The sequence below is a fragment of the Chryseobacterium sp. JV274 genome, assembly GCF_903969135.1.
Lineage (GTDB): Bacteria > Bacteroidota > Bacteroidia > Flavobacteriales > Weeksellaceae > Chryseobacterium.
Map to the genome: position 1 here is coordinate 2,165,333 of NZ_LR824569.1, position 25,192 is coordinate 2,190,524.

Below are 25,192 nucleotides of genomic sequence, written 5' to 3' on the forward strand. Positions count from 1 at the left end.
AAACTTCTTATGTTAAAACAATTTATAGAAAGACCGGTCCTTTCAACGGTCATCTCCATAATACTCTTATTATTGGGAGCCTTGTCTCTCTTTAATTTACCGATTGCCCTCTTTCCGGACATCGCCCCACCAAGTGTACAGGTAACTGCATTCTATCCGGGAGCCAACGCGGAGGTTGTAGCACGTTCGGTTGCTACCCCAATTGAGGAAGCCGTGAACGGAGTTGAGAACATGACGTATATGACCTCAAATTCCAGTAACGACGGTACAATGACACTGAGTGTCTTCTTCAAGCAGGGTGCTGACGCTGATAATGCAGCTGTAAACGTACAAAACCGTGTATCGAAAGCGATGAGCCAATTACCTCAGGAGGTAGTACAGGCCGGGATTTCTACCCAGAAAGTACAGAACAGTATGATCATGTTCATGGGTTTGACCAGTGAAAATGAAAAACAATATGACGAACTATTCCTTCAAAACTACCTGAAGATTAATGTTATTCCTCAGATACAGCGTATTCCAGGGGTAGCACAGGCTCAGGTATTCGGTACAAGAGATTACTCGATGAGAATCTGGCTGAAACCGGACAGACTGGCTGCCAACAACCTTTCTCCTCAGGAAGTTCTTGGAGCTATCAAAGATCACAATCTTGAAGCCGCTCCGGGCCGTTTGGGACAGGGAAGTAAGGAAACTTATGAGTATATCCTTAAATACAAAGGAAAATTGAATAAGAATGAAGACTATGAAAATATTGCTATTAAAGCCAATAGTGACGGTTCATTCTTAAGATTAAAAGACGTAGCAAGAGTAGAATTCGGTTCTTATACTTATACGGCAACAAACAGAGTAGACGGGAAACCGGTTGCCGGATTTGCAATTTTACAGACTGCAGGTTCCAATGCGAATGAAATCCTTACTGAAATTGAAAGTCAGGTGAAAGTAATGGAAACTACCCTTCCAAAAGGAGTAAAGCCAATTATCATGTATAATTCCAAAGACTTCCTGGATGCATCTATCCATCAGGTTGTGGAAACTTTAGTCATTGCCTTCATTCTGGTATTTATTGTAGTATATATTTTCCTTCAGGATTTCAGGTCTACATTAATTCCGGCTATTGCAGTACCAGTTGCGATCATCGGAACATTCTTCTTCCTTCAGCTCTTTGGTTTCAGCATCAACATGCTTACGCTGTTTGCATTGGTTCTGGCCATTGGTATTGTAGTGGATGATGCCATTGTAGTGGTGGAAGCCGTCCATTCTAAAATGGAACAAACGGGAATGCCTGTAGAACATGCTACAATGAACTCGATGAGTGAAATCTCAGGAGCTATTATCTCCATTACACTCGTAATGTGTGCGGTATTTATTCCGGTTGGTTTCATGCAGGGACCTGCAGGAGTTTTCTACAGACAGTTTGCGTTTACCTTAGCAATTGCGATTTTAATTTCAGCAGTAAACGCATTGACATTAAGTCCGGCGTTGTGTGCAATGTTCTTAAATGACCCTCAGGGAGAACATGGAGAACACGGTCATAAAACAGGTTTTGGAGCAAGATTTTTCAATGCATTCAATGCAAGCTTCAACAACATGACCAGAAAATATATCTATAGCCTTAAGTTTTTAATTAAAAATAAATGGGTTGCGATAGGAGGACTTGTAGTCATTACAGCAGCAAGTATATTCCTGATTAAAAAAGCACCGTCAGGATTTATTCCTACGGAAGACCAGGGATTCGTATTGTATGCAGTAAATACTCCTCCGGGAAGTTCACTGGAAAGAACGCACAGAGCGACAGCACAAATTGATAAAATTATCAATGGTGAGAAAGCAACCAACCACCTTTGGGTAGCCGATGGGATGAACTTCATCAGTAATGCCAATGCTTCTCCATATTCTGCAGGTTTCATTAAGCTTAAAGATTATGACAAACGTGGTGAAATGAAAGATCCTGATCAGATCGCAGGAACTTTAACAGGAAAGGTAAGCCAGGTGAAAGATGCCAATGCATTCTTCTTCAACTTCCCTACTGTTCAGGGATTCGGTAACGTTTCCGGATTTGAATTCATGCTTCAGGATAAAACAAATGGTTCCTTTGAACAGCTTGGAACAACCACCCAGCAGTTCATTGGTGAATTGATGAAAAGACCTGAAATTGCATTTGCCTTTACGACATATGCTGCAGGAAACCCTCAGTATACCATTGATGTAGATACTGATAAAGCCAATCAGCTGGGTGTTTCTGTAACAGAGCTGATGCAGACGATGCAGATCTATTTCGGAAGTAGCTTTGTATCAGATTTCAACAGATTCGGAAAGTATTACAGAGTAATGGCACAGGCAGATATTCCTTATCGTACTGACGTCAACTCTCTGGAGGAGATTTATGTAAAAAATAAATCGGGAGAAATGGTACCTGCAAAAACACTGGTAACGTTAAAAAGATCTTTCGGTCCTGAAACAGTAACAAGAAATAACCTTTTCAACGCAGTAACAATTAACGGAACTCCAAAACCTGGCTACAGTACCGGAGATGCCATCAAAGCGGTAGAAGAAGTTGCACAGCAATCATTACCAAGAGGTTATGGATACGAATGGACAGGGATTACCCGTGAGGAGATCAAAACAAGCGGGCAGACTGCATTTATTTTCTTCTTAAGTATTTTGTTTGTCTATTTCTTACTCGCAGCTCAGTATGAAAGTTATATTCTTCCATTTGCTATTATTCTTACGATTCCTACAGGTATTTTCGGAGTATTTGCCTTCACAGGACTGGCAGGAATTGATAACAACATCTACGTTCAGGTAGGATTAATCATGTTGGTAGGATTATTGGCGAAAAATGCCATCCTGATTGTAGAATTTGCCGTACAGAGAAGAAAAGCAGGGAAAACATTAATTGAATCTGCCCTTCAGGCATCAAGATTACGTTTAAGACCAATCTTAATGACCTCTTTTGCCTTCATCGTGGGGATGCTTCCGCTGGTATGGACACAAGGTGCCTCTTCAAAAGGAAATCACTCTATCGGGTACAGTACCGTAGGAGGAATGCTTACAGGAGTAGTATTCGGAATTTTTATTATTCCGGTAATGTATGTGATCTTCCAGTACCTGCATGAAAAAATGCCAAGCAGAAAACAGAAAAGACTTCTGAAAAAACAAATGGAGGAAGAACTTTTAACTGCTACTCACTAATAAAAAAATGAATTACAAAAACTTAGAGAAAACTTTAAGATCACAAAAGATTAACGAGTCTCTTATTTGTTCTTAATGGTTTGGAAAGCTAAATATTTTCTCCTACTAAAGACAATTTTTGCATAACAGAAAACCTCTCTAAGTTTTGTATTCAATTAAAAGTTAAAAAACTATGAAAAGAGTAAAAAATATTATTCTAACATTTGCGGTGGCCATAGGCTCTGTTTCGTGTGTGTCAAAACTGGCATACACGGAGCCGGAGCTTCCACTTCCGGAAAAATTTCAGTACACCGCAACTGCAGATACTGCCAGCATAGCCAATCTGGAGTGGAAACAGTTCTTCAGCGATCCTATTTTACAGGGATTGATTGAAAAAGGAATCAAAAATAATTATGACCTTCAGATTGCATTAAAACAGGTTGCCTCTTCACAGGAAAAACTGAAACAGGCAAAATATCTGCAATATCCCGATGTAGGATTCGCTGTTTCTGCACAAATTTCAAAACCTTCAGAAAACAGCATGAACGGAAAAAGCTTAAATTCATTTTTAGGACAAAACCATGTTGAAGATTACAATGCAGCCTTCAACCTTTCATGGGAAGCTGACATCTGGGGGAAAATTAAAAACCAGCAGGAAGTTTCAAGAATGCAGTATCTTCAGACTTATGAAGGATCAAAAGCAGTTCAGACTCAGGTAGTAGCAGCTATTGCTCAGGGATATTATAACCTGTTGATGCTTGACAGACAACTAGCTATTGCAAAATCGAATCTGGAGCTAAGCAGCAATACCCTAATGATCACACAAAAAATGTGGGAAAGTGGTGATAATACCTCTTTAGGCGTACAGCAGGCCGCAGCACAGAAACAGGCAACAGAACTTCTGATTACTCAACTGGAACAGAATATTGCTATTCAGGAAAATGCATTGAGCATTTTGGTGGGAGAACTGCCTAATAAAGTAAACAGAACAATTGAAATGTCTGATACTTCTTTACCTCAGAATATTACTGCAGGACTTCCGGCAGCTATGGTAAGCCGTAGACCTGATGTACGCCAGCAGGAACTTGTTTTACTGGAATCGAATGCTACCGTAGGAATTGCTCAGGCCAATATGTATCCGGCACTGAAAATTACAGCTAATGGAGGAGTAAATTCATTCAAGTTTGATAACTGGTTCCAAATTCCGGCTTCTTTATTCGGATCAGTTTTAGGAGGACTTACCCAGCCTATTTTTCAGAAAAGACAGTTGAAAACAGATTTGGAAGTAGCTAAAATTCAAAGAGAGAAAAATGTTCTGGCATTCCGTCAGTCAGTATTAAATGCTGTAGGTGAGGTTTCAGATGCTTTGGTATCCAATGAAAACTTAAAAGCTCAGGAACAAAAAGCTACTGAACAGGCAACGACTTTGAAAGACGGAATAAAAAGTGCACAGCTTCTTTACAAAGGAGGTTCAGCCAATTACCTGGAAGTGATTACAGCACAGGGAAATTCCCTACAGGCAGAGTTGAATCTGGCTTCCATTAAAAGACAGAGATTAAGCAGCATTGTAGATTTATACAGAGCTTTAGGCGGCGGTTGGAAGTAGTAAATTAAATTATATTTGTTTTAAGATGCGGTTCTTTTTAGAACCGCATTTTTTTGTATTGTTTCTGTTTATTACAATATGAATTTAAACTTAGATTCCTACGGAATGACAAACTGGATGCTTAATTTATCCATACACTGTGTCATTCCGTAGGAATCTATATTTTCAAAGCTTATTAAGTTTGTATAAGAAAGGCTGTCTGATAATTTAAAAAGTATTTATTTCTGAAACTGCTCAGCAATCCATTTTAGTAAATTTTCAAAATCATTTTGAGCATACCCCAACTGCAAATAATGAATATCATCCGCCTTTCTGTACCATGTCAGCTGACGTTTGGCATACCTGCGGCTGTTCTTTTTAATTTCTGAAACCGCAAAATCAAGATCCCATTCTCCATCAATATATTTGAATAATTCTGCATAGCCTACTGTATTTAAAGCAGTCAGCTCTTTGAATTGTTCAAGACCTTTCACCTCATCCAGCAAGCCGTTCTCCATCATAACGTCTACTCTACGATTGATTCTGTCATACAGTTCTTCTCTTGGAGCTTCTATTCCGATTCTGATGACATTAAAATCCCTTGAATCCTGGGATACTGCAATCAATTCAGAATATTTTGTTTCCGTTTGCCAGATCACATCTATGGCCCGTAGAAGCCTGCGGTGGTTGTGAATATCCACCACATTGAAATATTCGGGATCGAGTTTCTGTAGAATTTCCTGAAGTTTTTCTATCCCCTCCTGCTCCATAATCATCTGAAGCTTTTCCTGATTTTCAGTATTGGCTTCAGGAAGATCATGCAAACCTTCTATCACTGCTTTTTCATACATCATACTTCCACCGACAAGAATAACGGTATCATGAGTTGCAAAAAGTTCATTGAGTTTCTGAAGGACATCTTCTTCGTATTGCCCTATAGAATAATATTCTTCAACTGAAAGATTTCCGATAAAATGATGAGGTGCCCCAGCCAGTTCTTCTTCTGAGGGTGCAGCGGTTCCTATTTTCATTTCCTTAAAAAACTGGCGGGAATCACAGGAAATAATCTCAGTACTGAAATGTTGAGCCAAATCAACTGCCAATCTCGTTTTACCAATTCCGGTGGGTCCTACTACAGAAATCAAATTTTTCTTTTTCACCGCGCTAATTTACGAAAATGCATTCATTTGAATTTTTATTCTGCAAAAGAAAGCTGCTGTTATTTTGAACCATTAAGATTTTATGAAGAAGTTAAGAATATTAAGATGAGCTTCGCTTTTAGTATAACGCTTATCAAAATCTATTAGATTTTTTTTTAATTAAACGGAACGGCTTAAATCTTCTTAATGGTTCAAAAATAAATTTAGAATGAATAATCAGATTGTTTACGTTAAAGTTTCATCTTATTACATTATACACTTAAATGTTTATCTTTGTAGAACAATAAAAAACTATGATTTTATCAATGACCGGATTCGGTAGAGCCGAAGATGTTTTTGAAGGAAAAAAAATTACAATAGATATTAAATCATTGAACAGCAAGAGCTTTGATTTGAATATCAAAATTCCTTTACGCTATAAAGAAAAAGAATTTGAAATCAGAAAAATTCTTAATGATAGAATTATCCGTGGAAAAGTAGACTGCTACGTTAATATTGAGAACCTTGAAGAGTCAAATGATGTAAAGATTAATAAAAATTTAATTGACGCTTATATCAAAGAACTTAAAGGCATAGCTTCTGACGGTCCCGATTTCGAATACCTTAAAATGGCGGTAAGACTTCCTGATGCCATCTCATCAAGACCTGATGAACTTACAGAAGGTGAATGGGAATCATTGGCAAAAATTGTCAATAATGCCGTAGACAGATTTGAAGAATTCAGAAGAACTGAAGGCAGCATTCTCCATGAAGAATTAAACAGGAATATTCAGAATATTGACAAATATCTTGGAGAAGTGATTCCTTTTGAAGAAGAAAGAATTGTAAGCGTGAAAGAACGTTATCAGAAATCTTTGAAAGAATTTGAAAATGTTGATGAAACACGTTTTTACCAGGAAATGGCCTATTTTACTGAAAAGCTTGATATCTCTGAAGAAAAGGTAAGACTTACCCAGCACTTGAAATATTATAAAGAAGTAATGGACAATGAATCTTTCAACGGGAAAAAACTGGGCTTTATTTCTCAGGAAATCGGAAGAGAGATCAATACATTAGGTTCTAAAGCTAATCACGCAGAAATCCAGAAACTGGTAGTGATGATGAAAGATGATCTGGAAAAAATTAAAGAACAAACGTTAAACGTATTGTAGGTACGAGGTATGAGATTGTGGTTATTACTTGTAAGAATGCCCCGGAACTCAAAACCCGTAACCCGAAATTGTAAAAAATGGATAAAGTAATTATATTTTCAGCACCATCAGGGAGCGGAAAAACTACATTGGTAAAACATTCTCTGGAAACATTTCCGGAACTGAATTTTTCAATCTCATGTACCACAAGACAGCCGAGAGGAAGCGAAGTTCATCAGGTGGATTATCATTTTCTGACGCCTGATGAATTCAGACAGAAAATTTCTGAAGGTGCTTTTGTAGAATATGAAGAAGTATATACTGACAAATATTACGGTACTTTAAAATCTGAAGTAGAAAAAATCTGGAATCAGGGAAAAGTAGTTATTTTTGATGTAGATGTAAAAGGAGGTATTTCATTAAAAAAATATTTCGGTGAAAAAGCCCTGTCTATTTTTATAGAACCGCCTTCCATTGAAGAATTGGAACGAAGATTGATTTCAAGAAATACAGATGATGCAGAAACCATAAAAACCCGCATAGCAAAGGCAGAAGAAGAAATGTCCTACGCCAGCGAGTTTGATAAGATCGTGATTAATACCGATCTTGATGTAGCTAAAAAAGAAATAGAAAGTTTAATAAAAAGTTTTATCAGTAATTAATGGCTGAAAGATGGAAGCAGGAAGATGGGAGCAACCGAAATACTCTCAAAATCTAACTTCCAATTTCTAACCTCTAACTTCTGATACTAAAAAATTGAGGTTGATATGAGTACCGAAACATTAGAAAAAGCTAAATCTGCAATTCCTGTCAGAGGATTTCTGGATATAAAAGATATAGCTATTCCTCAGGGAGAAGAGTTGGTAAAAGCCATTCTTAAACTTAAAGAGGAGAAAAATGCTGTTATTCTTGCCCATTACTACCAGCCGGGAGAGATTCAGGATATCGCTGATTTCCTGGGAGATTCCTTACAACTGGCAAGACAGGCAAAAGACACGAATGCAGACATGATTGTATTCTGCGGTGTACATTTCATGGCGGAAGCGGCTAAAATTCTGAACCCAACTAAAAAAGTAGTTCTTCCTGATACCATGGCCGGATGCTCTCTGGCAGACGGTTGTTCTGGAGAAGGGTTAAGAAAAATGCGTGAACAGCACCCGAATGCTTTAATTGCAACTTACATCAACTGTAACGCAGAAACTAAAGCAGAAAGTGATATCATCGTAACCAGTTCAAATGCTGAAACCGTAATAGAAGCACTTCCGAAAGACAGACCTATTATTTTCGCACCAGACAAAAATCTGGGAAGATATTTATCTAAGAAAACAGGTCGTGATATGATCCTTTGGGATGGAAGCTGTATAGTACACGAAGCATTTTCAATGGAAAGAATTGCCCAGCAGCTGGCAGATAATCCAGATGCCAAGCTGATTGCACACCCTGAAAGTGAAGAAGCTGTTTTGAAACTGGCTCACTTTATCGGTTCTACTTCTGCCCTGTTGAATTATGTGGAAAAAGATGACTGTCAGAAATTCATCATTGCTACAGAAGAAGGTATTCTTCACGAAATGAGAAAACGTGCTCCTCACAAGGAACTGATTCCAGCATTGGTTTTTGATGAAAGCTGTAACTGCTCGGAATGTTTCTATATGAAACGTAATACAATGGAAAAATTGTACTTATGTATGAAGTATGAACTTCCGGAAATTCTTATCGACGAAGAATTAAGATTAAAAGCATTGAAACCTATTGAAGCAATGCTTGATCTTTCAAAAAGCATAAAATAAACAAAGAGGCTGTCTCTGAAAGAATTTACTTTTGAGACAGCCCTTTTTATTTTTAGTCCGCAGTAATTGCAACAAAACAATCTGCACTTACAACAACGCACATTCTGCAATTCTCAGACAATCTCCAATATGCCTCGCATGAAGGATCACTGGAAGAGCCTGGGCCAAAAACCAGATGGGTAGGACAGCCGTCACATTTTGATACACCAGCCCCTATCATCTGTTCCAAATCTCTTCTGTTCAATTTCTTTAAATCTTTCATAAAAGTCTGATTATCTTTTAAGAAACTCCTCCGTCCACACATTCCATACTTACCAGAACACACATCTTGCAGTAGTCGGGAAGCCCCTGATAAGCAGAACATGGATACTGATATTCAGGACCATCTCCGAATGTAGCATGTTGTGGGCATCCTGCACATCTTGAAGGGCCTGCTGCTCCATTTAATTGTCCAAGCTCTTTTCTGTTTAATTTCTTTAAATTTTTCATAGTAGTTTTAAATTAAATGTTGATTATATGTTTTACAACAAATTGATGGTTTTTAAATAATATATTTTCTAACCCTCCAGAACCATACAGCTTCCTGGAATAGATGGATCATAAGGGAAAAGATAAAGACAAACTTTACGCCCTCTAAAATCTGTACATACCGCACAACCTTTCGGTCCGCAATCAAGATCTACAGCACAGGTATCTCCTCCACCTCCAATAATAGCTCTTAAGCTTTCTCTGTTTAATTTTTTTGAATTTTTCATGGTAGTTTAATTTTAAAATTAAGTTTTAATTTTTTTCATTGGATTGTATAAGCAGCAATACTTACAGCATTGGTGCATAACAGGTTCCTCCCGGTTTCAGCCAGCATCCCCATTTCCCCCCTCCTCGGAAACATACAAATTGTTCACCACCACAGGCTTCAATCTGGATATCGGTAAATCCTCCAGCGATGTTTTTCTTTTCTTCGCGTGATAATTTCTTAATTGTTTTCATATTGTAATAATTTTAGTATTCTGTAATAAAAAACAACAAACTTTTTGTCATTAAAAATTAATAAGGACCAAAGCATTCAAAACTCACTAATACTCTTCCTTTACAACATTCTGGTAAGGCATGATAATCAGCACATGACCTTGGTTCACCTGGTCCGTAGGGTCCGGCAGGACAGTTCGCATTACAAGGGCCTATTCCACCGTTGACAGATTTTAAATCATTTCGATTGATTTTCTTTAAATTTTTCATATTTATTTTTTTGATTAGATTTCAGGATAGATACATAATGAACTTACGAATACACAGGATTTGCAGCGTCCCGGTAATGCATCATATTCTTCACAGGAATGTGCAAATTCAGGGCCTGGGCCGTATCCTCCACCTGTAGGACATCCGTCACATCTGAATGCCGCTCCACTGATTTGCCCTAACCCTTTCCGAGAAATTTTCTTTAAATTTTTCATGGTTATGTCGTTATTAGTTAATCTTATAAATATAACATTTTTAATCAATTACAACAAATATATCTCTAAAAAAGGAAATATATTTTATTATATTAAAAACTTGGCTGTTTCAAAATAATTTGTACATTTGTTCTGTTACAATGAATTTGTTAAGAAACATATCTGATATTTCTGACCTGAGATTACCTATTTCAGGCATATCTTCCGTTTCTACATTCACAACTACAACAACTACCCCATAACGGGGTAAATTTTCACATATTATTTCCGTCACCGTACTCTTTTTTTAAAGAGTAACCATTTCTTTTTACCCAACTTTAAAAAAATAATTGATGAAAGTTTTAAAATTCGGCGGAACATCAGTCGCCCATTCTCAGAATATTCTACTGGTGGAAAAAATCATAAAAGATGAATCTTTAAAAAACAAAATAGTTGTTATTGTATCAGCACTTCATGGCGTTACCGACCAACTGATCAGGGCAGCAGAATATGCTTCTGTGAAAGATGAAAACTATGTTCAGATTATTCAGAATCTGGAAGAAAAACATATCAGTCTGGTCAAAGATCTTTTTCCAATCACAGAACAAAGTTCATGGCTAAGCTTTGTAAAAAAGCATTTCAATGATATTGAAGATCTTTGCAACGGAATTGCCGTTCTTGGTGAGCTGACAAACAGAATAAAAGATAGAATAGCTTCTTATGGAGAGCTTCTGTCTTCAAAAATTATTGCAGCAAGACTTCAACATAAAGAATTGGACTCTGTGTGGATGAATTCCGCGGAACTGATCAGAACAGACAGCAATTTCACCCATGCAAAAGTAAATTTCGACGCTACCGAAAAAAATATTATTCATTTTCTGAATGAAAATCAAAACCGTATTATTATAGGTCCGGGGTTTGTAGCTCATGATGAAAAGAACAACCCAACAACATTAGGAAGAGGCGGTTCGGATTATACTGCTTCTATTATTGCTGCTTCCGCTCATGCAGAAGAACTCCAGATCTGGACCGATGTAAGCGGAATGATGACTGCTGACCCTCGTCTTGCTTCCAATGCTAAACCTATTTCAGAAATATCTTATCATGAAGCCATGGAACTTTCTCATTTTGGGGCAAAAGTACTTTATCCACCTTCCATTCAGCCTGTAATGATAAAAAATATAGACCTGATCATCAAGAACACTTTTGATCCTGAATCACCGGGAACTTTAATTTCTCATCAACAGAAATCTTCAGACAATGAAAAACAGATTGCAGTAGGTATTTCAAATATGAATAATATTGCTCTGCTTACATTGGAAGGAAGCGGTATGGTAGGAATTCCGGGTATTTCTGCAAAACTTTTCCAGTGTTTAAGTAACGAAAAAATAAATGTAATCCTTATTACACAAGGATCATCAGAACATTCTATCACCATAGCTATTGAAGAAAAAGAAGCTTTACGTGCTGAACACGCGATCAATTCTTCTTTCGAAGATGATATCAATCTTAAAAGGGTTTATGCCGTAAAAATTGAAACAGGACTTTCCATTGTAGCACTTGTAGGAGAAAGCATGAAAAGCAGAAGCGGTGTAAGTGCAAAAATGTTCGGATGCCTGGGAAATAACGGAATCAATATAAGAGCGATCGCACAGGGTTCTTCGGAAAGAAATATCAGTATTGTTATTTCAGAAAAGGACAGTAAGAAAGCTGTGAATGTACTTCATGAAGAATTTTTTGAGTCTGAAATAAAACAGATCCACATCTATATCTGTGGAACAGGAAATGTAGGCTCAAAACTGATTCAGCAGATTTATGAACAAAACGAATATTTAAAGGAAAACTTTTTGATCAACTTGAGAATTGCAGGGATTTCCAATAGCCGTTATATGCTGTTTTCAGATCAGGGAATATCAAAGGAAAACTACCTTAACTGGAATCAACAGGGAGAAAAAGCCTCTGCCAATGAATTTGCAAATGAAATTATCCACAGAAACCTTAGAAATTCCGTTTTTGTTGATATAACTGCAAGCCCTGACGTTCCTGAAGTGTATGAAAGCCTATTGAAAAGAAGTGTGAATATCGTTGCATGTAATAAAATTGCGGCTTCTTCAGATTATAAAAAGTATAAAACCTTAAAAAATACGGCGAGAAACCACAGCTGTAATTTCTATTTTGAAACCAATGTAGGAGCTGGGCTTCCTGTGATAGGAACGATTAACGACCTCATCAAAAGCGGAGATAAAATCCAATCCATCCAGGCCGTTCTGAGTGGAACATTGAATTTTGTCTTTAATGAATATGATGGCAGCAGAACATTCTCTGAAGTAGTAGCTCAGGCTCAGAAAGAAGGATATACAGAACCGGATCCGAGACTCGATTTGTCGGGAACTGATGTAGCAAGAAAAATTTTAATTCTGGCAAGAGAAGCCGGATATCCCCTTCAGTTTGACGAAATTGAAAACATCGGTTTTCTGCCTGAAGAATGCATGCAGGGAAGCGTTGACAGTTTTTACGAAAAACTCTCAGTGTATGAAAATCACTTTAAAAACTTATTTAACGAAGCTAAAAACGAAGGCAAAATATTAAAATACGTTGCAAAGTTTGAAGAGGGAAAAGCAAAAGTAGGTTTACAGCATATCGCTTCGGACAGTGATCTGTTTCATCTTTATGGCAAAGACAATATTGTCATTTTTAAAACCCTTAGATATTCCGAGCAGCCTTTGGTCGTAAAAGGAGCCGGTGCCGGAGCTGATGTAACGGCAAGCGGAGTTTTTGCAGATATTATCCGTTCTATTTAAAATACAATTATGAAAAAAGTAAAACTAAAAGTCCCGGCTACTGTTGCCAATCTGGTTTGCGGATTTGATATTCTGGGAATGGCTGTCCATGATCCATATGATGAGATGGAATTCAGATTGTTGGAAACTCCTGAAATCATTATAAAACATACCGATTCTTTTGGACTTCCCGAAGAACCTTCCAGTAATGTTGCGGGTATTGTCCTTTTAAAAATTCAGGAATATTTTAATCTGAAGAATGGTTTTGAGGTGATTATCCGTAAACATATAAAACCTGGAAGCGGGCTCGGCTCCAGTGCGGCAAGTGCCGCCGGAGCCGCCTTTGGAGCTAATTCATTATTAGGAAACAAATTGTCACAAGAAGAGATGATTCATTTTGCCATGTTTGGAGAAGAACTGGCTTCAGGAGTACGTCATGCAGATAATATTGCTCCGTGTATCTATGGGGGAATTACTCTGGTAAAATCTACCAATCCCATTGATATCATTCCGCTGAACAGTCCAGATTTATTTGTAACGGCAGTACATCCGCAGGTGGAAGTCAAAACTTCAGATGCAAGGCAGATATTAAAGAAAAATATCAGTTTAAAAAGCGCTGTAGAACAATGGGGAAATATAGCTGGTCTTGTAGCAGGAATTCAGAAAAATGATTTTCCATTGATTGGCAGGAGTCTTCACGATGTCATTATAGAACCAATCCGTAGTATTCTGATTCCGAAATTTGGCGAAATTAAAGCCAAAAGCTTGCAATTGGGAGCTCTGGGAGGAGGAATTTCCGGATCAGGACCTTCTATTTTTATGCTGTCTGAACAAAAAGAAACGGCAGAAAAAATTGCTCAGATGATGAAATCAGTATATGATGAGATTGAAATAGAAAATCTTATATATGTTTCAAAAATAAATCCAACAGGCATTCAAATCGTTGAAGAAGTTTAACCTAAAAAACAGAAATGAAATATTATAACTTAAAAGATACTCTGGAAAAAATTAACTTCAGAGAAGCAACAATAAAAGGTCAGGGAAAAGAAAAAGGATTGTTTTTCCCTGAAAGTATTCCTCAGTTTGACGACAGATTTATTCAAAATCTTCATCAGTATTCTAATGAAGAAATTGCTTATCAATGCATGAAAGATTTTGTGGGAGATGAAATTCCTTCAGAAGTCCTGAAAGAAATTGTGGCAGAAACGGTCAGTTTTGAAATTCCTCTGGTAAAGATCAATGAGCAGATCTCTATTTTGGAATTGTTTCATGGTCCCACTCTTGCCTTTAAAGATATCGGTGCGAGATTTATGAGTCGTTGTCTGTCTTATTTCCTGAAAGATCAGCAGAAAAAAGTTACTGTTCTTGTGGCAACTTCTGGAGATACAGGAGGTGCTGTTGCCCATGGGTTTTATAAGATTCCACAAATCAATGTGGTCATACTGTACCCTAAAAACAGAGTAAGCCCGGTTCAGGAGAAACAATTGACAGCACTAGGAGAAAATATTTCAGCATTGGAAGTAAATGGCAGTTTCGATGACTGTCAGAATCTTGTCAAGCAGGCTTTTTCTGATGAAGAAATTAATAATCAGTTATTTCTGACCTCAGCCAATTCTATTAACGTTGCGAGATGGCTTCCTCAGCAGATTTATTATTTAATAGCTTTAAAACAATGGATCCAACATCATAAAGAAGAACCGGTAATCTGTGTTCCGAGTGGAAATTTCGGAAATATCTGCGCCGGGCTTCTTGCTCATTTCAGAGGTCTTCCTGCCAGTCATTTTATTGCAGCCTGTAATGCTAATCAGGTAATTCCTGATTATTTTAAAACTCAGAACTACCAGCCACAAAAAGCAGTTGCTACTTTATCTAATGCCATGGATGTGGGAGATCCGAGCAATTTTGTAAGGATTTTAGAGCTTTTCGGACATCGGTTTGATGTTTTAAAAAATAAAATATCTGCATATTCCATTGATGATGATAAAACAATGAATATCATCACAGAAGTGTATAAGAAATACGCCTATATTCTGGAGCCTCACAGTGCCGTAGCATTTGCTGCTATGGAACAGTATCTGCAAAAAAATCCTGGTCAAAAAGGGTTTATCATCGGAACTGCACACCCTGTAAAATTCCCCGATGCTGTGGAAAAAGCAATCCATACTCAGATTGAAACTCCTGAGTCATTGAGTGAACTGATGAAAAAGGAGAAAAAAACTGTAGAAATAAATTCAGATTTTGAAGAATTAAGACGATTTTTGCTTCATAAAATATGAGGCAATGAGCAAAATATATCTTGAAGATGTACGAATATATGCGTACCATGGCGTACTTCCTGAGGAAAACATTATCGGGACGTATTATATTCTGAATGTAGAACTTCATACTGATCTGTGGAAAGCAGCAGCATCTGACGATTTGCATGATACCATAAGCTATGCGGATATCAATGATATTCTTCACAAGGAAATGAAAATAAAATCCAGATTACTGGAACATGTAGCCGGAAGAATAATCTCAACCATCCACAACAGCTTTCCACAGGTTGATTATATTAAATTAAAAATTACCAAAACAGCTCCCCCTATGCAGGGAGAAATGACAGGTGCCAGCATTGAGCTGGAAAAAAGCTTTAAACCGGAAAATTAAAATTCTTATTTTCGTTCATTAAAAAAACATACAAATTGAAATTCGTTAAAATATTATTTTTAGTAGCAGGTATCAGCGTTTTTGGTCAGGCCGGCGTTGATAATCAGTTGGCAGCTTATAATTTTCCAAAGATAAAGTCCAGTATTACGATGCCTGTGACAATTCCTCTTTCGGAACTGAGCAATATGATCAATGCTTCTGTGAAAGAGCTTGTTTACCAGGATGACTCTTATACTGACAATAACAATGATCAGTTTAAAGTAAAAGTATGGAAAACCAGGCCTATTCGTCTTGTTGGCGGAACCAGTCAGAATTTACTGATTGAAGTTCCTTTAAAAATATGGGCAGAAAAAGGAATCGGAACTTTGGGAGTATACACATATCAGAATACAACTTTTGAAACGGTAATGTCATTCAATACAACCGTTACTTTTAAGAATAACTGGACCATTACTACCAATACACAGCCCAATGGATTCAGGTGGGTAACAAAACCCGTTCTTGATTACGGAAGAATACAGATTCCCATTACCTCTATTGTTGAAAAAAGCTTAAAAGAACAGCAGGAAAAATTCTGTAAGACGATAGATCAGCAAATGGCTACACAGCTGAATTTCCAACAATATGCCTTAATGGCCTGGAATACATTTCTGCAGCCTTTCAATATCTCCGAAGAATATAATACATGGCTGAAGGTTAGCCCGGTGGGAGTCAATATTACTCCTTTGAAATTTTATGGTAACCAGATCAATGCTACGCTTGGTGTTGATATTTATTCCGAAACTTTTACAGGAAATAAACCTGCAGCTTCTTCACCGGTAACCAGTGTTGCCAATTTTAACTCCACTCCTACTGTTGCGGATAAGTTTATTTTACAGACTACAGCCAATATCCCTTTTACAGAGGCAAGCAGTATGGCAAGAAAAACATTCCTGAATAAGGAATTTGATATTCGTGACTCTAAAGTGAAAGTCACTGATATCAGAGTATATGGAGTTGATAACAGAGTGGTTATCGAAGCTCAGACCGACGGCTATATAAAAGGTACGGCCATTATTTCCGGAATTCCTGTGTATGATGATACAAAAAGAAAAATTGTTTTATCAGAGACCAAATTTAAACTGAAAACTACCAATATCCTTCAGAAAACAGCTTCTCTCCTTTTCCAGGGAAAAATTGTAAAAATGATTGAAGATGAATATGGTATTCCAACCCAGGAGCTGGAAGAAGCATCAAGAAAGAGTATTGAAGAAGCTTTTAATAAAGAATACTATAAAGGTTTAAAGATGAACGGGAAAGTTTTCAATCTGAAACCCAGTAAAATTCTACTCAACAATACCGGAATTACAGCAGTGATTGACACGAATGCCTCATTAAAATTACTGGTCAACGGATTTTAAAATTTCAATAAAAAACTAAACTAAAAACTAATAACCGATTCATGAGAAAATATTTAGTCGTTGTAGACAGAAACAGAGCCCAAAAGGGGATAAGACTTGCTAATCTTATAATTGACAGAGCTATTATCACCATTATCTTTTTTGCTTTTGGAGTTATTGCAGCCCTGACATATAATCTTACCAGTAATGATTTTCTTCTCAAAATTGTGTATAAAATGTCAGAAATAAATAAATTCCTGGATATACTGATCACCTCTTTAATCTATTTTATGTACACTTTTCTCATAGAATATTTTACAAAAGGTAGATCTATTGGCAAGTATATCACAGGAACTAAAGTTATTTGTATTGATGGTACAGAGCCTACTTTCAATGATTATCTTATCCGGAATATTTCCAGGTTCGTTCCCTTTGACGGTCTTTCTTTTTTAGGAGAAAACGGCTGGCATGACAAATGGAGTGAAACAAGAGTTATCAACATCAAAAATTATCAGGCTGAAATTCAAGCAAAAAGCGAAATCGACGCTCTTGGAAAGAAAGAAATTGCTTAAAAACTTTTGTTCATAAAGAAATTTTGCTATATTTGCACACCTCAAAAATGGTAAAAATGGTACTTTGGCCGAGCGGCTAGGCAGTGGTCTGCAACACCATCTACAGCGGTTCGAATCCGCTAGGTACCTCAGAAAAAACCTCTAAGCTATTTAGAGGTTTTTTTGTTTTTATACCTTTAATCTTTTCAAATATTCCATTCTTTTATCATCAAAATTACTTTATCAACATCAGTAACTTATTCTTCACTTCATTCGCTCTTATCTTTTTGAATGAATATCTTTTTATTGCATTAGACTTTTCCTTTTAACAATAGAAAATAAGCTCTTTCAGATCAAAGAAGAGTTTGATAAATAATGTAAAAAGATGATGGATAGAAAATTATCTTACTCAAAAATAGAAGGTTGATCAATTTACGTTTATGAGCATCATCATATTAGAACAAAAAATCCTCGGAAATTCCGAGGATAAAAACTAATAACCATGAAAACTCAAATTAAACATGAGTTACATTTCTATATTGAAAAATCGTGCCAAGAATGCCAGTTTTGAGAAAAAAAAGCATTTTACTCTGGTATTATTCATTTTGAAATTTTAGCATTTTAGACCGTTTTTACTAATGTTTTAAAAACCACTTCATAATTAATTATAATTAATTAAAATAAATCCAGCATGCCGATAAAAACATTAAAAATAAAATAATTTACATTTTGATAAAATACAATTCATATTCAGGAAATAAAATTGTCAAATATTTAGTCAGAGATCAAAAAAAACCTAAATCAACACCAAATTGGCATAATTTATTCTTCATATAAATCAATCCAATAAATTTAAATAGTCATGGCACAAATAATTTTTAGTAAAGAAGATTTTACGAAAAGAAATGAAAAAGAATATCAGTTGGAGTATAACGTAAATGAAATAGGCAAAGGTTCTGACCTCATTGTAGAAAGATTAACCGAAAAAGGAGACTATGAAATCATTCAGGCTCCCCTGCAAAAATCAAATGACAAAATATTCATCATTTGGGATACTCCTTTTTACGGTAGAATACTCTTTGATCTTTAAAACATTTTGAGATTATTATATGAAAAAAGCCCCCAAAAAAATGGAGGCCTCAAAAAACACAAATGATGAAAAAAAATTTTATATCAGAGATAAAAATTATTTTATCTATTAATTCTTAACCAAAGGTATACCAGTCTTTTTTTTTATTTTATGAGTACAATCATAAAATTATTATTTCTTTTAAATAGTAAGCTATCCAGCCAGCACACAATATTTCTCAAAAAAAGACAATAAACAATACTGTTTTAATTCCTATTCTTCGGCTATTCTCAAATATTCCAAAACTGATTCACTGAAAAAATAGTAGTTAAGATATAATTCACACGCATAGATTTCAAAATATAATAAAAAATATCAGATATCTTATGATCATAGTAATATTCTTCACATATCTTATTTTATAATTTCGCGTAATTAATTCAAAATAACGTGATAATTTTTTCTATACTTATAGCCAACTATAATAATGGAAAGTATTTCAAGGAATGCTATGATTCATTAATCAATCAAACCTATAGAAACTGGGAAGTGATTATTGTTGATGATGCCTCTACAGATGATTCAGTAGAAATTATACAGTCTCTTATCCAGGATGATTCCCGCTTCAAACTCTATCGTAATGCAACAAATAAAGGTTGTGGCTTTACAAAAGCTGCCTGTATGAAATATGCCCAGGGAGATTTGTGTGCCTACCTGGATCCTGATGATGCACTTTATCCGGAAGCATTGGAAAAAACAGCCCAGGAATTCGTTGATAGAGATGATCTTGCAGCTGTTTATTCCCAAATGATGCTATGTGATGAAAATCTCACTCCTGAAAGAGTATATGCCGGCACCAAGCAAATTTACAACAACCGCCATTTTTTCAACTGTCCCATTCAGTTTGCACATTTCTTTGCATTTAAAAAAGAAACTTACTCAAGAACAACAGGAATTAATCCTAATTTGAAAAATGCAGTAGATCAGGATCTGTATTTAAAAATACTGGAACAGGGAGAAGCTAAATTTATCAAAGAACCCTTATACTTGTACAGGCTTCATTCTGATGGAATTTCCCAGGACAAAGCAAAACAAAGCGCAAAAGAATCGTTTGCCAGAGTAATACATGATACAATGAAAAGACGGGGAATCAAAACCATCAATAACCAGACTGTTCCTGAGGTTTTCACCAGTTCACAGGAAATCTATAGCCTTATTGGGTATCAGACTAAAAAAATTCACCGATTAATCAGTAAAATAAAAGTCACCTTAGATAATATATAATACAAAAGACTCTTCGTTTCGAAGAGTCTTTTTGATAAAATATGGAATGAAAATATTCTTATACTCAAAAATACCATCTCCCTTCCAATTATTATATGAGCAGAATCATAAAGCTTTGATAAAACTTAATACATAGAAACGGCCTCCTGACGGAGGCCTAAAAAACACAAATGATGAAAAAAATCTATTTAGAAAAATCCAAACAGAATATCGTAGAATCGTTCAATACAACTATTACTATTACATTTCTTCAGAAAAATATAATACAACATAGAAATAGAGAATGAATACTTCTATAGAAACCTAACAGCATCCTGAAAATTGTATTAATAATATTTTACACAATTATAGCAATTTATTAGTTTTTATTCAATATAAAATTGATAAAAACAAAATAAAAAATGCAATTAATTATTTAAATAATTAAAAAACATTCATTTTCGAAAAGGGTAAATTTAGTTAAATAATTTCTTGCTCACAAGGTCTACTCCTCCCAAATGATCGGAATATACACCGTAATATATCCATCAGAATCTACCTGTGCGTCCGAAACCGTAGCAATTACCGTTCCATAACCTACCCAACCACCTTGTCCCTGCATAGCAGAAAAAGTATAAGTTCCTGCAGGAAGACCATTATAATATTGTGGCACAGACTGAAATCCACCACTGTAATAGGTATCATAAACTTCTCCGGTAACCATGTTTTCTGCAAGGAAACTTCCTACATCATAATTTCCGGAAAGAATTTTCGCCCCGCTTTTTGAAAGAAGACCATAACGGATCTTATACGTCTGGGTCTTTGGTGTGGTATCCGCTATTTCTGAACAGTTTTTATTGTTCTCTGTTATTTCATTAGAGGAAAATGAGGTTGCAACAGCCAGCAGTCCGATACATGCTGATACTGTAAAAATTGATTTTTTCATATTAAAAAGTAATTTGGTTCTCAAAAGTAATCAACTTATATGAATTGAGTAAAAACAATCAATGAACTAAAATTTACAAATCCAAATTCCGGAACGGTCTGAAATACTAATGATAGATTTACTTAAAGAATCAATTTCCCTTTTCTGAAGAAATTTTTAACATAAAATAAAATTTCAATAGTAAACGCATAAAATCCCCATCAATAATACAAAAGTGAACAGTATTTAAAATTAATTCACTTTTCTCTGATCAATTTTAACACTCCTTAACTAAATTTTGGCTTCATAATTGAAAATACATTTAAATCAAAGTCATTTTGGCTTTACCTTATTAAAATTTGAATTATGAGAAAGATAGTATTAGCAGGTTTTTTATCCGTCTTTTTAATGACGGCCTGCAAGAAAGATGACAGCGTTGCTGAGAAATCACTGGAAGCACAGAAACTTGAATTTCAGGCCAGACAACTTGAAATAGAAAAACAAAAACTGGCTATTGAAAAAGAAAAGATGGTCTATGAAGCTCAGAAAAAAGCAGACAGCATATCTGAAACCAAAAAAGCAAGAGCTGCTGCTGAAAATAATTCAAGACCACAGGTAATCAGAGAAACAAGAACAATATATAGAGACAGAAACTCAAATTCCGGCTCATCAGGAAGTAACGGAAGTTATGCCAATAACGGAAGTGGAGCTTCACAGGGAACTACCCAGAAAAAAGGATGGAGTAAAGCAGCCAAAGGAACCGTAATTGGTACTGTAGGTGGAGCTGCGGCAGGAGCACTCATCGCTAAGAAAAACAGAGGACTCGGAGCTGTAATTGGTGGTGTTGTAGGTGGTGCCACAGGTTATACCATCGGTAGATCGCAAGATAGAAAAGACGGAAGGGTACAACCCCGTTAATAAATATTTTCACAATAAATATAAAGATTGCTTATTTTTAAGCAATCTTTTTTTATGCTATTGATTCTGTTTTCTTCAATTCTCATCATTCCTGTCTTAATGGGTTGGGGGAAAATCATGGAAAATATCTCAGGGGTTTTATTCCAGGGAATCTCAGGAAAAATCCTATCCGGAATCTTGGGAATAAGCCTGATATGGACACTTATTTCATTTTTTTTCCCTTTAAATATTTATATAGAAACAATTTCAATACTTTTGGGATTATTCTTTTTCTTTAGAAACAGACTCTACAGGGAGTTTTATCAGTTTTCAAAAAAAGATTTCACATTAATGAGTGCTGCAACTCTTATTATCATACTCGCAGGCTCTTATTATCCTTATATACTAGATCATTTTGGCTATTACATCCCAACTCTTCAGTGGCTTACAGAATATGGGCTGGTAAAAGGAATTTCAAACGTTGATCTCACGCTGGGACAAATGTCTGTCTGGCATATTTTCCAGGCTGGATTTTCCAATTTCTCTGACCCGTTTTTAAGAATCAATGCTGTATTACTGATTATTTACACCCTTTATATCATCGAACGGAAAAACTGGATACACCTTTGTTTCCTGCCGGTCTTATTATTGTTTACGCAATCTCCAAGCCCGGACCTTCCTGTTATTATTTTTTCACTGATTATCTTAAATGAGCTCATAGCCGGAAACAGAAATACAACTCTTCTTTTTGCCTTTTCAGTTTTTGTTTTTGCTATAAAACCTACCATGATATGGCTGCCCCTATTAGTATTTTCAAGCTCTGTTTTTATTTTCAAAAACAATTTCAGACAATTACTTTTAGGAATTCTGATTCTTTTACTGTTCTTTATTAAAAATATATGGACATTCGGTTTTCCTGTTTTTCCTGTAGCAATGGGTGATTTGGGTGTATCCTGGAAACCCAATCCGGAAGTACTAAAAATTTCGTCACAGTTTGCCATCATGAAGACCTATGATATGCAGTATACCTATGAAGAAATTCAAAAATTTTCAACAGCAGATCATATTAAAAACTGGGTTTCTCTGGAAGGAATCAAATCAAAGATTAATATTCTTTTTGTCCTGAGTTTAATTATTTTTTCTGTATTTGCCTGGATAAAAAAGAAAAAACTCATCACGCTGATCTGTATTTCTTTGTTGGTAAAAAGTATATTGATCCTTGCGTTTTCCGCTCAATACAGATTTTTTATCGATGTTTTCTTTGTGGTATTTTTTGTTCTGTTTCATGAATATTTTAATCAGAAGAAATCCATTATTGTTTTTTCAGTTTTAAGCTTATTTTTCATTTCAATGTTATCCTTTCCGGCATTTATTCAAAAATACATTCCGAGTTTCAGGGTAGGAAGCTTTATGACAGGATTTAAAACAGAACAGCTTTACAAGCCTTCAAGCTATGCATACCATCAGTTTAATACATTTAAAATCGGCAATTTTAAATTTAATGTTTCTCACAATTACCCTTACAGTTTTGACACTCCTCTTCCAGCCGTTACCCCATTCTATATTTTTGATGATGTAAAAGCAGGTATTTTCCCTCAGCTTTCAGACAAAAATGACGTCAAAAAAGGATTTATATGGAAAAAAATGACTTCGGAAGAAAAAAAAGAAGCCCAAAAGGTTATCAATAATATCAAAAACAGTGATAAATAGAACAAATCCAGAAACTTTATTATCTGAAGAAAAAAAGGTAATTTTGTACTATGTTCAACACATTAGGTAATCTTCTTAGTCTTACAACATTTGGAGAAAGTCACGGAGTGGCTTATGGCGGTATCATCAATAATTTTCCGGCAGGTTTAACGGTAGATCTCGATAAGGTTCAATACGAACTGAACCGAAGAAAACCTGGCCAGTCAGCAATTGTTACTCAAAGAAAAGAAAGTGACACAGTAAAGTTTCTTTCAGGAATCTTTGATGGAAAAACAACAGGTACCCCAATTGGTTTTATCATTGAAAACGAAAATCAGAAATCGAAAGATTATGATCACATCGCAGGGGCATATCGTCCAAGCCATGCTGATTTTACCTATGACCAGAAATTTGGTTTCAGAGACCATCGTGGTGGCGGAAAATCTTCTGCAAGGGAAACCATGAACTGGGTGGTTGCCGGAGCACTTGCCAAGCAGCTTTTACCAAACATTGAGATCAATGCTTACGTTTCTTCTGTAGGTGATATTTTCTGTGAAAAACCATATCAGGCTTTAGATTTTTCCCAAACAGAAAGCAATGATGTTCGTTGTCCTGATGCTGAAACGGCTGAAAAGATGATTTCAAGAATCAAAGAAATCAAAAAAGAAGGTAACACTATCGGAGGAACAATCACTTGTGTGATTAAAAATGTTCCCGTAGGAATTGGTGAACCTATATTTTCGAAACTTCAGGCTGAGCTTGCAAAAGCAATGCTGAACATCAATGCCTGCAAAGGTTTTGAGTATGGAAGCGGTTTCTGCGGTGCTAAGATGACAGGAAAAGAGCATAATGATGCCTTCAATACAGATTTTACTACAAAATCGAATCTTTCAGGAGGTATCCAGGGTGGAATTTCCAATGGAATGGACATCTATTTCCGTGTCGCATTCAAACCTGTGGCAACTATTCTGAGACCTCAGGACAGTATTGATAAAGAAGGAAATCCTGTGATCGTAGAAGGTAAGGGACGTCACGATCCTTGTGTGGTTCCAAGAGCGGTTCCTGTAGTGGAAAGTCTTGCTGCATTTGTGCTGGCAGACCTGTTTCTGATCAACAAAACAAGAAATATCAATAATTTTTAACATAAATATTTTTGGTAATGAAAAATTACTGGGATAAAGGAATTTCTTTTGAGGAATATCTTCAGATTGCAAAAGAAAGATTAGAGAATCCTGCCAACCAGCAGGAAGCTGACTATAAACAATATTATGAACTGGGTCTCCAGAGAATGGACCGAACGGTAAAGAAATACGTTCCGGATGAAGATCAGCTGAAAGAACTCGCTGCTAAAAATTTTGACGGAAAGATTTTAATCATTTCTGAAGCATGGTGCGGAGATGCAAGCGCAACTGTTCCTGCTGTCTTTAGATTTTTTGAGGGACATAATGAAGTAAGAGTATTCCTGAGAGATAGTGATAAGAGCCTAATTAATCAGTTTCTGACCAATGGCACGGAATCTATTCCTAAGGTACTTATCCTGGATAAAGACCTGAATGTAAAAAATTCATGGGGCCCTCGTCCTAAATACGGGTATGAACTGTTGATGAAATATAAAGCTGATCCTGAAGCGTACCCAAAAGATATGTTCTACAATGATCTGCAGATATATTATGCTAAGAACAGAGGAAAAGATGCTGTTCAGGAAATTTTAGATCTTCTATAAAAAA

Annotated in this window: 24 protein-coding genes and 1 tRNA gene; 18 read left to right on the top strand and 7 right to left on the bottom strand. The window is 36.0% G+C overall.

Annotated elements, in window-relative coordinates:
• Nucleotides 1-9 precede the first annotated feature (9 nt).
• Both CHRYMOREF3P_RS10075 and CHRYMOREF3P_RS10080 read left to right on the top strand, forming a co-directional pair.
• Entirely contained in the window at nt 10-3,192 is a 3,183-nt protein-coding gene (locus tag CHRYMOREF3P_RS10075; RefSeq protein ID WP_180564529.1) for an efflux RND transporter permease subunit, read from the top strand.
• A 172-nt stretch (nt 3,193-3,364) separates the two neighbouring features.
• The gene (locus CHRYMOREF3P_RS10080; RefSeq protein WP_180564530.1) at nt 3,365-4,777 is read left to right on the top strand and encodes an efflux transporter outer membrane subunit; all 1,413 of its coding nucleotides are present in this window, start codon (nt 3,365-3,367) and stop codon (nt 4,775-4,777) included.
• Between the two features lie 218 nt (nt 4,778-4,995).
• Here CHRYMOREF3P_RS10080 and miaA read toward each other — a convergent pair whose 3' ends face one another.
• The gene (gene miaA / locus CHRYMOREF3P_RS10085) at nt 4,996-5,916 is read right to left on the bottom strand and encodes a tRNA (adenosine(37)-N6)-dimethylallyltransferase MiaA (RefSeq protein WP_180564531.1); all 921 of its coding nucleotides are present in this window, start codon (nt 5,914-5,916) and stop codon (nt 4,996-4,998) included.
• A 293-nt stretch (nt 5,917-6,209) separates the two neighbouring features.
• On the opposite strand from miaA, the gene CHRYMOREF3P_RS10090 reads away from it, so the two are divergent.
• The 3 genes from CHRYMOREF3P_RS10090 to nadA all read left to right on the top strand — a co-directional run bounded on the left by CHRYMOREF3P_RS10090 (nt 6,210) and on the right by nadA (nt 8,833).
• Nucleotides 6,210-7,067, top strand: a complete 858-nt coding sequence (locus CHRYMOREF3P_RS10090) for a YicC family protein (RefSeq protein ID WP_077419047.1) — start codon at nt 6,210-6,212, stop codon at nt 7,065-7,067.
• Nucleotides 7,068-7,144: 77 nt separating this feature from the next.
• The gene (gmk, locus tag CHRYMOREF3P_RS10095) at nt 7,145-7,708 is read left to right on the top strand and encodes a guanylate kinase (protein ID WP_180564532.1); all 564 of its coding nucleotides are present in this window, start codon (nt 7,145-7,147) and stop codon (nt 7,706-7,708) included.
• Nucleotides 7,709-7,813: 105 nt separating this feature from the next.
• The gene (nadA, locus tag CHRYMOREF3P_RS10100) at nt 7,814-8,833 is read left to right on the top strand and encodes a quinolinate synthase NadA (RefSeq protein WP_077419045.1); all 1,020 of its coding nucleotides are present in this window, start codon (nt 7,814-7,816) and stop codon (nt 8,831-8,833) included.
• 279 nt (nt 8,834-9,112) lie between these two features.
• Here the strand turns inward: nadA and CHRYMOREF3P_RS10105 are convergent, their stop codons facing one another.
• The 5 genes from CHRYMOREF3P_RS10105 to CHRYMOREF3P_RS10120 form a co-directional block, all read right to left on the bottom strand.
• Complete coding sequence (locus CHRYMOREF3P_RS10105; RefSeq protein WP_077419043.1) at nt 9,113-9,322, bottom strand: bacteriocin-like protein; 210 nt, start codon at nt 9,320-9,322, stop codon at nt 9,113-9,115.
• A gap of 68 nt (nt 9,323-9,390) precedes the next feature.
• Nucleotides 9,391-9,588 carry a hypothetical protein gene (locus CHRYMOREF3P_RS10110; RefSeq protein WP_077419042.1) on the bottom strand — a complete coding sequence of 66 codons (198 nt, stop codon included), beginning with the start codon at nt 9,586-9,588 and terminating at the stop codon, nt 9,391-9,393.
• 61 nt (nt 9,589-9,649) lie between these two features.
• Nucleotides 9,650-9,820 carry a bacteriocin-like protein gene (locus CHRYMOREF3P_RS10115; protein WP_175627291.1) on the bottom strand — a complete coding sequence of 57 codons (171 nt, stop codon included), beginning with the start codon at nt 9,818-9,820 and terminating at the stop codon, nt 9,650-9,652.
• A 57-nt stretch (nt 9,821-9,877) separates the two neighbouring features.
• Nucleotides 9,878-10,069, bottom strand: coding sequence for a bacteriocin-like protein (locus CHRYMOREF3P_RS24395; protein ID WP_219073213.1), 192 nt, complete (start codon nt 10,067-10,069; stop codon nt 9,878-9,880).
• Between the two features lie 14 nt (nt 10,070-10,083).
• Complete coding sequence (locus tag CHRYMOREF3P_RS10120) at nt 10,084-10,284, bottom strand: bacteriocin-like protein (RefSeq protein ID WP_077419041.1); 201 nt, start codon at nt 10,282-10,284, stop codon at nt 10,084-10,086.
• Nucleotides 10,285-10,616: 332 nt separating this feature from the next.
• Here CHRYMOREF3P_RS10120 and thrA point away from each other — a divergent pair, with 332 nt between their 5' ends.
• The 9 genes from thrA to CHRYMOREF3P_RS10165 all read left to right on the top strand — a co-directional run bounded on the left by thrA (nt 10,617) and on the right by CHRYMOREF3P_RS10165 (nt 19,975).
• Nucleotides 10,617-13,064: a bifunctional aspartate kinase/homoserine dehydrogenase I gene (gene thrA / locus CHRYMOREF3P_RS10125; RefSeq protein ID WP_180564533.1), complete on the top strand. Its 2,448-nt coding sequence runs from the start codon at nt 10,617-10,619 to the stop codon at nt 13,062-13,064.
• A gap of 9 nt (nt 13,065-13,073) precedes the next feature.
• Nucleotides 13,074-14,000: a homoserine kinase gene (locus CHRYMOREF3P_RS10130; protein ID WP_180564534.1), complete on the top strand. Its 927-nt coding sequence runs from the start codon at nt 13,074-13,076 to the stop codon at nt 13,998-14,000.
• 14 nt (nt 14,001-14,014) lie between these two features.
• On the top strand, nt 14,015-15,319 hold the full coding sequence (thrC, locus tag CHRYMOREF3P_RS10135) for a threonine synthase (protein WP_180564535.1): 1,305 nt from the start codon (nt 14,015-14,017) through the stop codon (nt 15,317-15,319).
• 4 nt (nt 15,320-15,323) lie between these two features.
• The gene (gene folB / locus CHRYMOREF3P_RS10140) at nt 15,324-15,692 is read left to right on the top strand and encodes a dihydroneopterin aldolase (protein WP_077419037.1); all 369 of its coding nucleotides are present in this window, start codon (nt 15,324-15,326) and stop codon (nt 15,690-15,692) included.
• 35 nt (nt 15,693-15,727) lie between these two features.
• Nucleotides 15,728-17,092 (top strand): DUF4403 family protein, encoded by a 1,365-nt coding sequence (locus tag CHRYMOREF3P_RS10145; protein ID WP_077419036.1) that lies wholly within the window; start codon nt 15,728-15,730, stop codon nt 17,090-17,092.
• 41 nt (nt 17,093-17,133) lie between these two features.
• Complete coding sequence (locus CHRYMOREF3P_RS10150) at nt 17,134-17,643, top strand: RDD family protein (RefSeq protein WP_077419035.1); 510 nt, start codon at nt 17,134-17,136, stop codon at nt 17,641-17,643.
• Between the two features lie 58 nt (nt 17,644-17,701).
• Nucleotides 17,702-17,772, top strand: a tRNA-Cys gene (locus CHRYMOREF3P_RS10155).
• Between the two features lie 712 nt (nt 17,773-18,484).
• Entirely contained in the window at nt 18,485-18,712 is a 228-nt protein-coding gene (locus tag CHRYMOREF3P_RS10160) for a glutathione synthase (protein ID WP_077419034.1), read from the top strand.
• 429 nt (nt 18,713-19,141) lie between these two features.
• On the top strand, nt 19,142-19,975 hold the full coding sequence (locus CHRYMOREF3P_RS10165) for a glycosyltransferase family 2 protein (protein ID WP_077419033.1): 834 nt from the start codon (nt 19,142-19,144) through the stop codon (nt 19,973-19,975).
• 484 nt (nt 19,976-20,459) lie between these two features.
• Here CHRYMOREF3P_RS10165 and CHRYMOREF3P_RS10170 read toward each other — a convergent pair whose 3' ends face one another.
• Entirely contained in the window at nt 20,460-20,900 is a 441-nt protein-coding gene (locus CHRYMOREF3P_RS10170) for a hypothetical protein (protein ID WP_077419032.1), read from the bottom strand.
• Between the two features lie 345 nt (nt 20,901-21,245).
• On the opposite strand from CHRYMOREF3P_RS10170, the gene CHRYMOREF3P_RS10175 reads away from it, so the two are divergent.
• The 4 genes from CHRYMOREF3P_RS10175 to CHRYMOREF3P_RS10190 all read left to right on the top strand — a co-directional run bounded on the left by CHRYMOREF3P_RS10175 (nt 21,246) and on the right by CHRYMOREF3P_RS10190 (nt 25,188).
• Nucleotides 21,246-21,797, top strand: coding sequence for a YMGG-like glycine zipper-containing protein (locus CHRYMOREF3P_RS10175; protein WP_180564536.1), 552 nt, complete (start codon nt 21,246-21,248; stop codon nt 21,795-21,797).
• Between the two features lie 117 nt (nt 21,798-21,914).
• On the top strand, nt 21,915-23,486 hold the full coding sequence (locus CHRYMOREF3P_RS10180; protein ID WP_232539000.1) for an LIC_10190 family membrane protein: 1,572 nt from the start codon (nt 21,915-21,917) through the stop codon (nt 23,484-23,486).
• 50 nt (nt 23,487-23,536) lie between these two features.
• Entirely contained in the window at nt 23,537-24,607 is a 1,071-nt protein-coding gene (aroC, locus tag CHRYMOREF3P_RS10185) for a chorismate synthase (RefSeq protein WP_077419029.1), read from the top strand.
• Between the two features lie 17 nt (nt 24,608-24,624).
• Complete coding sequence (locus CHRYMOREF3P_RS10190) at nt 24,625-25,188, top strand: thioredoxin family protein (protein ID WP_180564537.1); 564 nt, start codon at nt 24,625-24,627, stop codon at nt 25,186-25,188.
• Nucleotides 25,189-25,192: the final 4 nt, after the last annotated feature.

Bases quoted from the DNA above. Each gene is read 5' to 3' on its own strand.
- CHRYMOREF3P_RS10075 (WP_180564529.1), top strand. From the start codon at position 10: ATGTTAAAACAATTTATAGAAAGACCGGTCCTTTCAACGGTCATCTCC.
- CHRYMOREF3P_RS10080 (WP_180564530.1), top strand. From the start codon at position 3,365: ATGAAAAGAGTAAAAAATATTATTCTAACATTTGCGGTGGCCATAGGC.
- CHRYMOREF3P_RS10090 (WP_077419047.1), top strand. From the start codon at position 6,210: ATGATTTTATCAATGACCGGATTCGGTAGAGCCGAAGATGTTTTTGAA.
- gmk (WP_180564532.1), top strand. From the start codon at position 7,145: ATGGATAAAGTAATTATATTTTCAGCACCATCAGGGAGCGGAAAAACT.
- nadA (WP_077419045.1), top strand. From the start codon at position 7,814: ATGAGTACCGAAACATTAGAAAAAGCTAAATCTGCAATTCCTGTCAGA.
- CHRYMOREF3P_RS10105 (WP_077419043.1), bottom strand. From the start codon at position 9,322: ATGAAAAATTTAAAGAAATTAAACAGAAAAGAGCTTGGACAATTAAAT.
- CHRYMOREF3P_RS10110 (WP_077419042.1), bottom strand. From the start codon at position 9,588: ATGAAAAATTCAAAAAAATTAAACAGAGAAAGCTTAAGAGCTATTATT.
- CHRYMOREF3P_RS10115 (WP_175627291.1), bottom strand. From the start codon at position 9,820: ATGAAAACAATTAAGAAATTATCACGCGAAGAAAAGAAAAACATCGCT.
- CHRYMOREF3P_RS24395 (WP_219073213.1), bottom strand. From the start codon at position 10,069: ATGAAAAATTTAAAGAAAATCAATCGAAATGATTTAAAATCTGTCAAC.
- CHRYMOREF3P_RS10120 (WP_077419041.1), bottom strand. From the start codon at position 10,284: ATGAAAAATTTAAAGAAAATTTCTCGGAAAGGGTTAGGGCAAATCAGT.
- thrA (WP_180564533.1), top strand. From the start codon at position 10,617: ATGAAAGTTTTAAAATTCGGCGGAACATCAGTCGCCCATTCTCAGAAT.
- CHRYMOREF3P_RS10130 (WP_180564534.1), top strand. From the start codon at position 13,074: ATGAAAAAAGTAAAACTAAAAGTCCCGGCTACTGTTGCCAATCTGGTT.
- thrC (WP_180564535.1), top strand. From the start codon at position 14,015: ATGAAATATTATAACTTAAAAGATACTCTGGAAAAAATTAACTTCAGA.
- folB (WP_077419037.1), top strand. From the start codon at position 15,324: ATGAGCAAAATATATCTTGAAGATGTACGAATATATGCGTACCATGGC.
- CHRYMOREF3P_RS10150 (WP_077419035.1), top strand. From the start codon at position 17,134: ATGAGAAAATATTTAGTCGTTGTAGACAGAAACAGAGCCCAAAAGGGG.
- CHRYMOREF3P_RS10160 (WP_077419034.1), top strand. From the start codon at position 18,485: ATGGCACAAATAATTTTTAGTAAAGAAGATTTTACGAAAAGAAATGAA.
- CHRYMOREF3P_RS10170 (WP_077419032.1), bottom strand. From the start codon at position 20,900: ATGAAAAAATCAATTTTTACAGTATCAGCATGTATCGGACTGCTGGCT.
- CHRYMOREF3P_RS10175 (WP_180564536.1), top strand. From the start codon at position 21,246: ATGAGAAAGATAGTATTAGCAGGTTTTTTATCCGTCTTTTTAATGACG.
- CHRYMOREF3P_RS10180 (WP_232539000.1), top strand. From the start codon at position 21,915: ATGGAAAATATCTCAGGGGTTTTATTCCAGGGAATCTCAGGAAAAATC.
- aroC (WP_077419029.1), top strand. From the start codon at position 23,537: ATGTTCAACACATTAGGTAATCTTCTTAGTCTTACAACATTTGGAGAA.
- CHRYMOREF3P_RS10190 (WP_180564537.1), top strand. From the start codon at position 24,625: ATGAAAAATTACTGGGATAAAGGAATTTCTTTTGAGGAATATCTTCAG.